Source organism: Streptomyces gilvosporeus, from assembly GCF_002082195.1.
Lineage (GTDB): Bacteria > Actinomycetota > Actinomycetes > Streptomycetales > Streptomycetaceae > Streptomyces > Streptomyces gilvosporeus.
In genome coordinates this window covers 2,119,212-2,131,890 of the sequence record NZ_CP020569.1, presented here as the reverse complement: position 1 = coordinate 2,131,890, position 12,679 = coordinate 2,119,212, and the positions used below count along the sequence as shown (strand labels likewise).

At 71.9% G+C, this 12,679-nt stretch carries 10 protein-coding genes; 8 read left to right on the top strand and 2 right to left on the bottom strand.

Features of this window, described 5'->3' with window-relative positions; all coding sequences use genetic code 11:
* The first annotated feature begins 24 nt into the window (after positions 1-24).
* From B1H19_RS09205 to B1H19_RS09195, 3 genes are all read left to right on the top strand, one after another.
* Positions 25-498, top strand: a complete 474-nt coding sequence (locus B1H19_RS09205; RefSeq protein ID WP_083104131.1) for a PH domain-containing protein — start codon at positions 25-27, stop codon at positions 496-498.
* A gap of 181 nt (positions 499-679) precedes the next feature.
* Positions 680-2,029, top strand: a complete 1,350-nt coding sequence (locus tag B1H19_RS09200; RefSeq protein WP_083104130.1) for a hemolysin family protein — start codon at positions 680-682, stop codon at positions 2,027-2,029.
* The gene (locus B1H19_RS09195) at positions 2,026-3,105 is read left to right on the top strand and encodes a hemolysin family protein (RefSeq protein ID WP_083104129.1); all 1,080 of its coding nucleotides are present in this window, start codon (positions 2,026-2,028) and stop codon (positions 3,103-3,105) included. The genes B1H19_RS09200 and B1H19_RS09195 overlap by 4 nt, the downstream gene beginning before the upstream one ends.
* A gap of 44 nt (positions 3,106-3,149) precedes the next feature.
* On the opposite strand, the gene B1H19_RS09190 is transcribed toward B1H19_RS09195, so the two are convergent.
* Positions 3,150-5,018: an AAA family ATPase gene (locus tag B1H19_RS09190; protein ID WP_083104128.1), complete on the bottom strand. Its 1,869-nt coding sequence runs from the start codon at positions 5,016-5,018 to the stop codon at positions 3,150-3,152.
* A gap of 490 nt (positions 5,019-5,508) precedes the next feature.
* Complete coding sequence (locus B1H19_RS09185; RefSeq protein ID WP_237289237.1) at positions 5,509-6,108, bottom strand: uridine kinase family protein; 600 nt, start codon at positions 6,106-6,108, stop codon at positions 5,509-5,511.
* Between the two features lie 133 nt (positions 6,109-6,241).
* Here B1H19_RS09185 and B1H19_RS09180 point away from each other — a divergent pair, with 133 nt between their 5' ends.
* From B1H19_RS09180 to B1H19_RS09160, 5 genes are all read left to right on the top strand, one after another.
* Positions 6,242-7,687 (top strand): peptidase C39 family protein, encoded by a 1,446-nt coding sequence (locus tag B1H19_RS09180; RefSeq protein ID WP_083104127.1) that lies wholly within the window; start codon positions 6,242-6,244, stop codon positions 7,685-7,687.
* A 188-nt stretch (positions 7,688-7,875) separates the two neighbouring features.
* Positions 7,876-10,215 (top strand): hypothetical protein, encoded by a 2,340-nt coding sequence (locus tag B1H19_RS09175; protein ID WP_159028036.1) that lies wholly within the window; start codon positions 7,876-7,878, stop codon positions 10,213-10,215.
* Positions 10,212-10,778 carry a hypothetical protein gene (locus B1H19_RS09170; RefSeq protein ID WP_083104125.1) on the top strand — a complete coding sequence of 189 codons (567 nt, stop codon included), beginning with the start codon at positions 10,212-10,214 and terminating at the stop codon, positions 10,776-10,778. Before B1H19_RS09175 ends, B1H19_RS09170 begins: the two co-directional genes overlap by 4 nt.
* An 85-nt stretch (positions 10,779-10,863) precedes the next feature.
* On the top strand, positions 10,864-11,847 hold the full coding sequence (locus B1H19_RS09165) for an urea transporter (protein ID WP_083104124.1): 984 nt from the start codon (positions 10,864-10,866) through the stop codon (positions 11,845-11,847).
* A 271-nt stretch (positions 11,848-12,118) separates the two neighbouring features.
* The gene (locus B1H19_RS09160; protein ID WP_083104123.1) at positions 12,119-12,589 is read left to right on the top strand and encodes a carboxymuconolactone decarboxylase family protein; all 471 of its coding nucleotides are present in this window, start codon (positions 12,119-12,121) and stop codon (positions 12,587-12,589) included.
* Positions 12,590-12,679: the final 90 nt, after the last annotated feature.

Sequence of the window (12,679 nt, the reverse complement as noted above, 5' to 3'; positions counted from 1 at the left end):
CTCCACCGACGGAAGACCGACGACGTGTCCGCCGAGCCCGTAGCCGACTCTGTATCCCCGCCCAGCCTTCCGGTGACGTTCCGGCCCACCCGCACCCGGGCCGTCCTGTACACCGTCGGCCTCGCCCAGCTCGCCGCCCTGGCGGCCATCGCGCTGGCGCTGCCGAAGCTGACCGGCGGCGAGCGGATCAGCTTCGTCGTCACGGGCCTGCTGGTCCTGGCCGTCCTCCTGCTGCTCGCCCGCCCCAGGGTGGATGCGCGGCAGGAGGGTCTGACCGTCGTCAACCTCACCACCCGGCGCGAGCTGGCCTGGCCCCAGGTGCTGCGGGTCAACCTCCGGGCGGGTGACCCCTGGGTCACCCTCGACCTGGCCGACGGCACCAGCCTGCCCGTCATGGGCATCCAGCCCGGTATCGCCCGGGAAGCGGCCCTGCGCGACGCCCGCGCCCTGCGGCAGCTCGCCGATGCCCACGGCACCGGCCACCCCACGGCCGGGTGAGCCTGCCCTAATGCGGGCCCGGCTGTTTACTCTGTTCTCCGGGACGCATCATGCGTCCCGGCCGTGCCCTTGCGCGGCCCACCCTGCGAACCGAGGAGTGAATCCCTCCGGCAATGGACGGATCGCCCTGTAGTACCTGCGCCGCCCCCCTGGAGTCACTGCATACCGGGGAGGCGGCGACATGACCGGCCCCCTGCTCCTGCTTGCGGCGGCCCTCGTCCTGATCCTGGCCAACGGCTTCTTCGTCGCCGCGGAATTCGGCCTGGTCACCGTGGAGAAGGCGGACGCGGAGCGCGCGGCCGCCGACGGCGACCGGCGGGCCGCCACCGTCGTCACCGCGCTGCGCGAACTCTCCTTCCAGCTGTCCGGCACCCAACTGGGCATCACCATCACCTCCCTGGTGGTCGGCATGCTCGCCGAGCCCGCGCTCGCCGAGCTGCTGGCCGAGCCGCTGCACCTGGCCGGACTGCCGCAGGCCGCGGCGCCCGGCGTCGCCGTCGTCCTGGGCATGCTGCTGGCCTCCGCCCTCCAGATGGTCATCGGCGAGCTGGTGCCCAAGAACTGGGCGGTCTCCAAGCCGCTGCACGTCGCCCGCTTCGTCGCCGGCCCGCAGCAGACCTTCTCCCGCTTCTTCCGCCCGGTGATCACCCTCCTGAACACCGTCGCCAACCGCCTGGTGCGCACCCTGGGCGTGGAGCCGACCGACGAGCTGGCCTCCGCCCGTACCCCCGGCGAGCTGGTCTCGCTGGCCCGGCACTCCGCCCAGGCCGGCGCGATCGAACAGGACACCGCCGACCTCTTCGTGCGCACCCTTTCCCTCGGCGACCTGACCGCGGAGAACGTGATGACGCCCCGCGTACGGGTCAGCGCCCTCCAGGCGTCCGCCACCGCCGAGGACGTCGTCAACCTCACCCGCGCCACCGGACTGTCCCGCTTCCCCGTCTACCGCACCCGGCTCGACGAGGTCGTCGGCATGGTCCACCTCAAGGACGCCCTGGCCATCCCGGCCCAGGACCGGCTGCGCACCCCCGCCGGCCGGATCGCCGTACCGCCGCTCCTGGTCCCCGAGACCCTGCCCGTCCAGCCGCTGCTGGCGCGTCTGCGCAGCGAGCAGCCGATAGCCGTGGTCGTCGACGAGTACGGCGGCACGGCCGGTGTGGTGACCCTGGAGGACATCATCGAGGAGCTCGTCGGCGAGGTCCGCGACGAACACGACCGGGTGGACCTGCCCGAACTGGGCCAGGCCCCGGCCGAGGACGGCCGCCCCGCCTGGGACGCCGACGGCGGCTGCCGGGTCGACACGCTGCGGCGGATCGGCCTGGAGGCCCCCGACGGCCCGTACGAGACGGTGGCCGGACTGGTGGCCCACATACTCGGCAGGATCCCCGCCCCCGGCGACACCGCCGAACTGGACGGCTGGCGGCTGCGGGTCCGGCTGGTCTCCCACCATCGCGCCGAGCGGATAAGGATCGTACGGACGGCCACCGCCGCCGCGCCCTCCGCAGCGCTCGCCGCGGAGGTGGCGCGATGAGCCTGGCCCAGCTGATGTTCGCGATACTCCTGGTCCTCGCCAACGGATTCTTCGTCGGCGCCGAGTTCGCCCTCGTCTCCGTACGCCGCAGCCAGATCGAGCCGCTGGCCACGGACGGCTCCAAACGGGCCCGGCAGGTCCTGCACGGCCTGGAGAACCTCCCGCAGATGATGGCCGCCGCGCAGTTCGGCATCACCGTCTGCTCCCTGACCCTCGGCGCGGTCGCCGAACCGACCGTGGCCGCCCTGGTGGAACCGGCCTTCGAGGCGATCCACCTCCCCGAGGCCCTCATCCACCCCCTCGGCTATGTCATGGCCCTCGCCCTGGTGGTCTTCCTCCACCTCGTCATCGGCGAGATGGTCCCCAAGAACCTCGCGATGGCGGCACCCGAGAAGACCGCCCTGTGGTTCAGCCCCACGCTGGTCGCCTTCGCCCGCCTGTGCCGCCCGGTCACCGCGCTCCTCGGCGCCTGCGCCCACGGCATTCTGCGGCTCTTCCGCGTCGAGCCGAAGGACGAGGTCGAGGCGGTCTTCACCAGCGAGCAGCTGACCCATCTGGTGGAGGACTCCGGCCAGGCGGGCCTGCTGGAGCCCGAGGAGCAGGAACGCCTGTCGGACGCCCTGGAGCTGGGCAGCCGCCCCGTCACCGACGTCCTCCTCGACCGCGCGGCCCTGATCACCGTCGGCACCGGCGTGACGCCGCGCCAGCTCGAGGAACTGACCGTGAAAACGGGCTACTCCCGCTTCCCGGTCTGCGCGCCCGGCGGCATCTACATGGGCTACCTCCACGTCAAGGACGTGCTCGACCTGGAGGAACGCGACCGCGCCGTACCCCAGCGCATCTGGCACCCGATGGCCACGCTGCGCGCCGAACTGCCCCTGGACGACGCCCTGACCGCCATGCGCCGCGCCGCGTCCCACCTGGCCGCCGTCGCCGACGCCGGTGGTCGGGTCCTGGGGCTGGTGGCTCTGGAGGACGTCCTGGAAATGCTGGTGGGCGAGGTCCGCGACCCCTCCCACCGCCGTACGCCGGAACCGCGCGCCGCCCTGGAGGAGGACCCGGCGCTGGCGGGGTAGACGCCACGGGGACGGCCCGGCTCGCGGCCGTCCCCGCACCGCCCTCAGACCTCCGGTCCCCGCCCCGACAGCACCTCCCCGTACGCCTGCATCAGATCCGGCAGCCGCAGCGTGGCGAGATCGTCGCGGGTCGGGGTGCCGCGCCAGGTCGACAGCCGCAGGTCCCGGTAGGCGCAGCTCTTCTCGTACAGGGTGCGCAGAAAGCGGCCGTTGCCCAGTTCGTCGATCCAGCCCTGGTCGACGACATGGCCGCTGATACTGCACAGCTCCTCCAGGGACTCCTCGTCCCAGTGGTCGCCGTTCTCGGCGGCCAGCACCTCGCCGATCGCGGTCAGCTCCAGCGGCCGGTAGCTGGGGAAGTCGACGCGGGTGGTGAAACGGGAGGACAGGCCCGGGTTGGCGGCGAGCAGCCGGTCCATGCCCTCCGGATAGCCCGCCAGGATGACGACGAGCCGGTCGCGGTTGTCCTCGGCGCGTTTGAGCAGCACCTGGAGGGCCTCGTCCCCGTAGGCATCGCCCTTGCTGTAGCCGGAGTTGGACAGGCTGTACGCCTCGTCGACGAACAGCACCCCGCCCAGCGCCGAATCGATCAGCTCATTCGCCTTGACCGCGGTCTGCCCCAGGAACTCGCCCACCAGATCGGCCCGTTGCGCCTCCACGAGATGGTCGCCGCCGAGTAGCCCCAGCGCATAGAAGACCCGCCCCAGTATCCGGGCCACGGTCGTCTTGCCGGTGCCCGAGGGCCCGGAGAAGACGAAGTGCCGCTTGGGCGGCTGTACGGGCAGCCCCTGACTCGCCCGCAGCCGTGCCATCCGCAGCTGCGCCGACAGCGCCCGCACCTGCCGTTTGACCGGCTCCATGCCGACCATCCGCTCCAGCTCGGCCAGTGCCTTCTCCAGCAGCACCGGATCGGCGGGCCCGGTGGGCAGCCGCTCGGCGCCGCGCGGGCTCGGTGCCGTCGCCTTGGCCCGTACGGTGGCCTCGCCGCCGGGCGGCGCACCGGCCTCCGCCGGACCCTCCGGATCGCCGGTGGCCAGCAGCTCGCGCCCGTCGACCGGGTCCAGCGGCGCCAGCGGGTCCAGATCGCCCGCCGCCTCCTGGCCGGCGCCGGAGGCGGAGACCGCCGCGAGATTGGGGCCGTCGTCCAGCCCGTCCGATTCGGCTATGGCGGCCAGCCGCGCCGCGGTGTCCATGAAGGCCCGGTCGACGCGGTGCACCGCACGGTAGAGGGGCAGGGCGGCGGCGCTGCGGCCGGTGCCCTCGTGGGCGCGGGCGAGCCAGTACCGCAGCTCCTTGCGCTGCGGCTGCTCGCTGCGGCAGCGCATCAGCGCGGTGGCCAGCAGCGGTTCGGCCTGCGCGTACATCTCCAGCCGTACCCGCGCCATCCCGCCGAACAGCCCCGCCTCGATACCCAGCACCGGATCGGTCAGCAGCGGCTCGGTGTGCCGTACGAGCTGGTCCCAGTCCTTGACGAGATAGGCGCGGCAGGCGTGCAGAAAGCGGACCTGGGGGTCGGTGTCGACCGGGGGACAGCCGGCCAGCGCCTGGTCCAGCTCTGCGACATGGCGGCCGTCGAGCCAGTGGGAGGCGTGCGCGAGCAGCAGATCGCGGCCGGTCTCCAGCACCGGCTGCACCCACCAGCCCAGCCAGTACCAGGAGTTGAGGGTGCGGCGGTGGCGGGTGCGCTGCTCGCCGAAGCGGTCGCGGTGCTGGTGCATCCGCAGCAGCGCGGTGGCGGTGTCGGCGCGCAGGGCGTGCAGGCCGAGCCAGGCGTCGGCCATCGTGGGATCGAGCCCGACCGCGGTGCGGAATTCCTCCTCGGCCTGCGGATACGCGCCCACGGTGTAGGCGTCGACCGCGCGCAGCCAGGCGAGTTCGGCCGGGGCGGGCGAGCCCTGCGTGCCGACATCCATCCCGTCCCCCCACAAAACGTCCCCCCGAGGTGTGCGCCGCCGGGTGTGTGCCGGGCCGCGGTGGCCCCAACCGGCGTACAGCGGGCGGACGTTCCTCTCGCCGCGCGCACGGCGGTTCGGGTTCCGCGCAGGCACAGACTGGCATCGTACCCGCGAGATCGGTGCAGGCCGAAGAGGGCGGCGCGGGGGAGCGCGGTGGGGACGGCACAGGGCAACGGCGCGAAGAATGCGGTGACCGAGGGTGAGGGGCGGGCGGCCGCGGGCGGCCCGCGGAACGGCTTCCCTGAGGGATTCATGCAGAACGAAGCCCCCGATCACGGGGGAACAACCGGGGGCTTCGCATCTGCGGGCGGTCCGTTGAACCGCACATTGAGAACGTAAGTCCTGTACGCCCCCTAGGTCAAGCCGAGTTGGGCAGTCGGCAAGACCCTGTCGCTGTCCCCGCCCTTCCGATTCGCGGGTGGTTACGGAGCGTCAAATCCGAGGGTGATCACGATCGCCCGGACTGCCCCGGGCGCACCTCGTACCCCACCGGCCCCTGATGCACCAGGAGATCGGCGTACGGACGCGAGGGGTCTCCCGCGAAGTGCCGGCGCTCCGCACGGATCCAGCCATCCCAGAAGGCCGAAAGGTCCGGCCCGTCGCGGAGTTGCCCCCTTTCCCAGGAGTGCTCGCGCGCCAGTTCCATCCACAACAGGCACGCCAGATACGGGCGCAGCGCACGACGGCCCGTGCCGACGCCCTCGATCAGCACCACGGGCTTCGGCTCCAGCTCCCGCCCCTCGCCGAATTCCCGCCGCACCCAGTCGTAGACCCGGTAGTGCGCACGCTCCCCCCGGGACAGCGGCGCCACCACCTGCTCCCGGAACCGCTCGTCCCAGCCGAAGAGCTCCTCATGGGTGGCCAGGTCATCGGCGTGCACCACGGGCGCCCCGCCCAGCGCCTGCGCCAGCCGCCCGGCGAAGGTGCTCTTGCCGGACCCCGCGTGCCCGTCCACCGCGATCAGCCGGACCGGCCCGCAGGAGGCCGGCAGCGCCCGCAGCCGTCCGGCCAGCGCCGTCAGGTCCTCGTCCACGGGATCCGCTTCCACCCCACCAGCGTACGCCAGTGGTCCACACCAATATTTCCTCCGGCGACGCGCACCGAACCGCTGGCCGAAGGGCGCGGGAAGCAGCGATAGTTGGGCCAGTACCGCCATCCGCAGGCCGACTGGGGGACTACCTATGACCAGCTCCGCGCCCCGGCGCACCGTTCTGGCCGCCGCACTCGCCGCCGCGGCGGGTGTCGCCGCCCCCGTGGCCCTGGCGCAGGCCGCCGAGGAGCCCCGTACGGCCACCGGCCGCAGCGCCGCATCCGGCAGATCGAAGAGCCTCGTGGACCACCCGAAGACCCCCGTGGACCAACCGAAGAGCCTCGTGGACCATGCGAAGCGCCTCGTGGACTATCACGCCTGGACCACCGCCGCCGACTGGCACACCGGCAGCCACCGCGGCACCGCCGTCGCCCACGCCGCCCGCCCCGGCATCCGTCTCGCGAGGCCCCTCGGCACCGTCGACTACCAGGACCCGCACACCCACAAGACCACCACCTGGGAGTACGCCACCTGGACCAGTCCGGTGCACACCCTGAAGGTCCCGGCCACCGAGGCCGTCGCGTCCTGGAACGCGCACACCCCGGCCGGCACCTGGATCGCCGTCGAACTGCGCGGCACCTACCGCGGCGGCGGCCAAACCCCCTGGTATGTCATGGGCCGGTGGACGTCCGGCGACGGCGACGGCGACATCCGCCGTACCTCCGTCGACGACCAGAAGGACGGCAGGAGCAGCATCTCCACCGACACCTTCGCCATCGACGACCCGTCCAGCGGCCTCCGCCTCGACGCGTACCAGCTGCGGCTCACCCTCCACCGCAGGCCCGGCACCCGCCTCACCCCGACCGTCTGGCGGCTCGGCGCCATGGGCTCCGACATCCCCGACCGCTTCGAGGTGCCGCCGTCCGAGCCCGTCCGGGTCGGCCGCGAGCTGCACGTACCCCGCTACTCGCAGGAGATCCACAAGGGCCAGTACCCGGAGTACGACAACGGGGGAGAGGCATGGTGCAGCCCCACCTCCTCCCAGATGATCATCGAGTCCTGGGGCCGCAAACCCACCCCCGAGGACCTCGCCTGGGTCAACCCCTCCTACGCCGACCCCCAGGTCTGCCAGGCCGCCCGCCACACCTACGACTACCAGTACGAAGGCTGCGGCAACTGGCCCTTCAACGCCGCCTACGCCGCCACCTACCACGGCCTGGAGGCCGTCATCACCCGCCTGGCCTCCCTCACCGACGCCGAACGCCTCGTCCACGCCGGAATCCCGGTCATAACGTCCCAGTCCTTCCTCAAATCCGAACTGGACGGCGCGGGCTACGGCACCGCCGGCCACCTGATGACCGTCATCGGCTTCACCCCGTCCGGCGATGTCATCGCCAACGACCCGGCATCCCCGAACGACGCGGCCGTGCGGCGGGTGTACAAGCGGCGGCAGTTCGAGAACATCTGGCTGCGGACGAAGCGGTATGACGACAAGGGGAAGGTCAAGAGCGGCAGCGGCGGAGTCTGCTACCTCTACTGGCCGACCGGGCCGACGCCGCGGCAGCGCCGCGTGCTGCGGGAGCTGGGCCTCTCCTGAGCAGGCCGTCCCCCGTGCGGGACGGGGCGGGCCGCAGGCTGCGATGAGCTGCGCAGTCGGCTCACTCTCGTAGATGTCACCGGGTGCGCGGGGGAGGTACATCTGCTGATGATGTCGGCATGGGGCATCAATCACGTACCAGACGCGAGTCAGTGGGTGGAGGCCGGGATGCCGCGAAACCCGGGGCGGTGGAGGAAGGCGACCCGGCGTCGGGTGAGCCCACCTATGCGGCCGGGACGGAAACGGTGGTGGCCCCCTTCGGCCGTGCGGCCAAGGCCGGCACGGTCTTCATCAGTGGTATGCACAGTGACACCAATCCGTCGCCGGGACTGAGCGTGGCCCGCTCCCTGCGGCTCGCCTGGCCCGGGCTGCGGATCGTCGGGCTGGACTATTCGCCGGAGAGCTCGGGGCTGCACTCGGACGTCCTGGACGATCTGGTGTGTCTGCCGACGTGGCGACGGGCGCATCTGGAGACCTGGGTCGAGCAGATGTGCCGCCTTCTGGAGCCCGACGATGCGCTGCTGATCCCCTGCCTGGACCTGGAGGTCCGGCTGCTCGCGACGGAGCTGGGCTTCCACGACAAGATCCTGGGCCCTTCGAAGGCATCGCTGGACATGGTGCGCAAGCCTCCCGTCGATGCCGCCGAACGGCTCGGCGTCCGTGTTGCGGAGTCCGAGACCGACACCAGCTGGCATGCCATCGACCGGTTCGTCCGGCGCTCCCCGCACGGCGTCTGGGTGAAGGGTGAGGTCTACGACGCGTACCGGGCCTACACCGCCGGGGAGGTGCTGGCGCTGGGCAGCGTCGTCGAGCACACCTGGGGCGGCGGCTGGCATCTGGAGCGGCATGTGGCCGGGCAGGAGTGCAGCATTGCGTTCGCCGCCCTGAACGGCCGGCTCCTCGATGCGGTTTTCGTGACGAAAGCCCTGGTCACGGTCGCCGGCAAGACCTGGGCCGGGGAAGTCGCCGAGCTGGACGACAGCCTGCGTGACGGCCTGGCGGATCTGGTCGCCGACGCCCGGTGGACCGGCGGCGGTGAGCTGGAACTCATCCGGAGCTGGCATGGGGATCTCACGCTCATGGAGCTCAACCCGCGCTTCCCCGCCTGGATCCACGGCGCGTCGGTGTGCGGGATCAACCTGCCCGCCGCGCTGGTCGCGGGGCGGGCCGCAAGCCGTGACGGGCTCCTCGCACCGGGCTTCACCCGTGTGGTCGAGGAGATCCCGGTCAACCCCACCCTGGGCATCACCCCGTTCGGCTGGGTCGCCGGCGGGCTGCCCCGTCCGGCGGACAAACACCCCTCGGGGATGAGCTGCCTGGGCCAGCGGCACCTGGTCCCGGCCGAACGTGCCGCGGCGCCCGAGGAGTCGATCCCGGCCCCCACCTCGACCGCCGCGCAGACGGGTGGATTCGAGGAACTGCTCGGCCCTCCCGGGCCCGAGGCCACGCCCAGCAGGCATCTTCTCCTCCCGCTGTTCGCCGAGCAGTTCCAGGCCCTGAAGGAGCAGGTCGAAGGGCTCGGCAGGGTGCTGCTCGCGCACAGCGTGAAGACGTGTCCCCAGCCGGCGGTGCTGCGTGAGGCCGCACGGCTCGGCATGGTCGCCGAGGCGATCAGCCTGGCCGAGCTCGAAGCGGCCGACCGGTTCGGCCTGGCGGCCGAACAGGGCATCCTCAACGGGCCGGCGAAATGGTGGCCCGCCACCGACCGCGTACGCTGCTGGGCCTTCTTCGCCGACTCCCTGGCCGAACTGCGCAGCCTGCACGCGCGGTTGGACAGCGGGTTCGAGCTGGAGGCCGAGGTGGTGGGGATCCGCGCCGCCCCCGTCCACGTCGCCAGCCGCTTCGGTATTCCCCTGCACGAGCCCGAGGCCATGGCCGAGGCGGCCGGGCTGCTCGGCTCGCTCGCCCGGCGGCTCGGGGCCGCCTGGGGGCTGCACTTCCACTTCGCCCAGAGCGTCCTCGGCGCCTCGCGCTGGCAGCGCGAATGCGCGGCGGCGCTGGGTGCCGCCGATCCGCTGGCGGACCAGATGGGACGGCCCCCGGCCGTACTGGACGTCGGCGGCGGATGGCATATCGACGACATGCCCTATGTGCGCGCCTCGCTGGGGTACGTCCTGGAGCACGGCCCCGCGGCCGCGCGCGAAGCGGATCCGCTGCTGGTGCTGGAGCCGGGCAAGATCCTCACCCAGCCGACGGTCGCGGTCGTGACCCAGGTCGTGGTGCGCCGGGAGTCCCGCAAGCACTGCGACATCGTCGTCGACGCGGCCGAGGGCGATATGCCCGAGGCGCCGTACCAGCCGCATCCGGTGGCGCGGTTCGACGGATCCCGCTGGGTGCCGCTGCCTCCCGGCCGGGACCGGATCCTGGGCCGGTCCTGTATGGAGCACGACGTGCTCGGCGTCCGCCTCGACCTGTCCGACGTCCAGGAGGGCGACATCCTCGCGTTCGGCATGTGCGGCGCGTACGACACCTCGATGGCCTACGACTTCGGGCGCGGTACCGCGTCGCGGGAACTGGGGCACTCATGACCGGTCTGCTCTCGGAGCTGAAGCGGTTCGAACGGATCGACCTGTCCCGTGTGGCCTGCCACGGCACGGCATGCTGCACAGCGGTCAGGCATCGCGTGTTCGGCCGGCTCATGCAGTACGCGAACATGGGAGCCGCGCTCGCCGCTGTCCCCGAGCTCATCCGATGGGGGCCCGTACGGTGGCCGGCGCACTGGTGCGACCTGCCGGAAGGGGACGGGCTCACCGGAGACTGCGGGGTCCACGCAGACGTGGCGGCGGCGGTCCTCACGCGGGAGGCCGTACCCCATACCCGCGGCCGCGCCGTCCTGCGGCCGGCGCCGCTGGCTCCCGCGCACTGGCGGGCCAGCTGGACCGAGGCGGGGGCCGGCGACGCATGGATCGCGGGGCGGGTCGTGCACCACGAGGTGATCAAGGTCGGCGATCAGTGGTGGGACCCGAGCGAAGCCCGCTGGTTCTCCGGGGCGGGGGCGCATCTGTCGGGCGGCCGCGTCCTCGCCGTCCGCGAGGAGCACGGATCGTGGCAACTCGACTCCGAAGCATCGGCGACGCACGCCCGGCCGTGAGGCCGGACACGGTCGAACGCCGCAAGAGGGACGCGCCGCACGCCGGGCGCACCAGCCGCACTCCCGGACCTCCTTGGAGACACCCATGACCACTCGGGACGTAGCGAACACGGCCGCACCGGACACCGTCGAAACCCCCGCGCCCCCCGGCCCGGTCCGCCTCACCGTGCAACTGGTCCGTGGCTTCGGCCAGCTCAGCCTTCAGGCGAACGTATGGGCCGGGGTCCTCTTCCTGCTCGCGCTCTTCGTGGGCAGCTGGCAGATGGGGGTCTTCGCGCTGCTGGGCACCGCGGTCTCCACCGCGACCGCGTACGCCCTGGGCACCGACAAGCGCACCCTCGACCTCGGGCTGCAAGGCTTCGGCGGCTGCCTCACCGGCATCGCCTTCGTCCTCTTCCTCGGGCCCGCGCCCTCGACCTATGTGCTGACGGCAGGCAGCGCCGTCGTCTGCGTGCTGCTCTACTCGGCGCTGAGCACCCTGCTGGCGCCCTGGCAACTCCCGGTGCTGACCACGCCGTTCTGCATCGTCTGCGGGGCGGTGATGAGCGCGGCCCCCGCCTTCACCCGGGTCTGGCACGGCGTGAGCCCGGCCGCCCTCCCCGTCTCGGCCCCCGCCGGCGCCGCTTACACCTGGACCGACCTGTGGCACGGGTTCTTCACCAACATCGCCCAGGTCGCCCTCTCGGCCCACTGGTATGTCGGCATGATCATGCTGCTGGGACTGTTCGTGGCCGGGTTCCGCCAGGGGCTGGCCGCCGTCCTGGGCAGCGCCGTCGCCGTCCTCGTCGCCTGGGCCCTGGGCGCCCCGCCGGATGCGGTCGCCGCGGGCGTCTACGGCTACAACGCGGTCCTGGTGGTCATCGCCCTGGGCACCCTCTTCCTGGCCGGAACGGTGGGGCGTGTGCTCTACACCCTGCTGGGCGCGGCCACCACCACCGTGCTCACCGCCACCCTCAACGCGTACTTCGCGCCCTTCGGCGGACGCACCCTCACCTGGCCCTTCATCCTCACCACCTGGCTGTTCCTGGCCGCGCTCCCCGCCATCCCGCGGATCCGGCGCGCCCTTTGAGGCCGGCGCTCTCCAGGCCGTGCCGCCTGACGGACAGTTCGATGGCCATTTTCCTATGGCTTCTTTTGGCCGAGGAGCGACTTGTCATCGAGGGGGAGTAAAAGGGCGGGGCCGGTATTCGGCCATCTGCGCTCCGGGGAAAGGGGTGTGTTCGCGGACCGATGACGAGGCGATGACGAGGTGGCGCGTGTCATCGGTCCGCGGATTCGGACAGGGATATCCGGCTAGAACAGGCTCCAAGAAGGTTGCCCCGTGCGGATAGCGTGGCGTCATGATCGAACGCATCAACCTCACGGACGCGTTCCCCGCGGCCTACCGGCAGATACGGGAATTACGGGACACCGTCGAGGCCGCGGCCGAATCCGCGGGACTCGACCCGAAGCTGCTCGAATTGGTCAAGATCCGGGCGTCGCAGATCAACGGCTGCGCCTTCTGCCTCGATCTCCACATCAGGGATGCCCGCAGGATGGGTGAGGACGACCGCCGGCTGTCGCTGCTCGCGGCCTGGTGGGAAACCGACCTCTACACACCCCAGGAGCGCGCCGCCCTGGCGCTCACCGAGGCGGTCAGCAAGCTCTCGCAGGTCCAGGACGTACCGGACGAGGTGTACCGGGAGGCGACCGCCCACCTGACCAAGGAGCAGTACACCGCCGTCGTCTGGTCGATCAGCGTGATCAACGCCTTCAACCGGCTCGCGGTCACCAGCCGCAAGCCGCTGCCCGCCCGCGCCCCCGCCTCATAAGCACGCGCCGTCCCGCCGGACGCCCGATGCCGCCCCGACGATTTCCCGCGTCTCGTATCCCGCATCTCGTGTCCCGTATCCCGAATCCCG

Coding starts and splice junctions, on each gene's coding strand:
- B1H19_RS09160 (WP_083104123.1), top strand. CDS start 12,119: ATGATCGAACGCATCAACCTCACGGACGCGTTCCCCGCGGCCTACCGG.
- B1H19_RS09165 (WP_083104124.1), top strand. CDS start 10,864: ATGACCACTCGGGACGTAGCGAACACGGCCGCACCGGACACCGTCGAA.
- B1H19_RS09170 (WP_083104125.1), top strand. CDS start 10,212: ATGACCGGTCTGCTCTCGGAGCTGAAGCGGTTCGAACGGATCGACCTG.
- B1H19_RS09195 (WP_083104129.1), top strand. CDS start 2,026: ATGAGCCTGGCCCAGCTGATGTTCGCGATACTCCTGGTCCTCGCCAAC.
- B1H19_RS09200 (WP_083104130.1), top strand. CDS start 680: ATGACCGGCCCCCTGCTCCTGCTTGCGGCGGCCCTCGTCCTGATCCTG.
- B1H19_RS09190 (WP_083104128.1), bottom strand. CDS start 5,018: ATGGATGTCGGCACGCAGGGCTCGCCCGCCCCGGCCGAACTCGCCTGG.
- B1H19_RS09180 (WP_083104127.1), top strand. CDS start 6,242: ATGACCAGCTCCGCGCCCCGGCGCACCGTTCTGGCCGCCGCACTCGCC.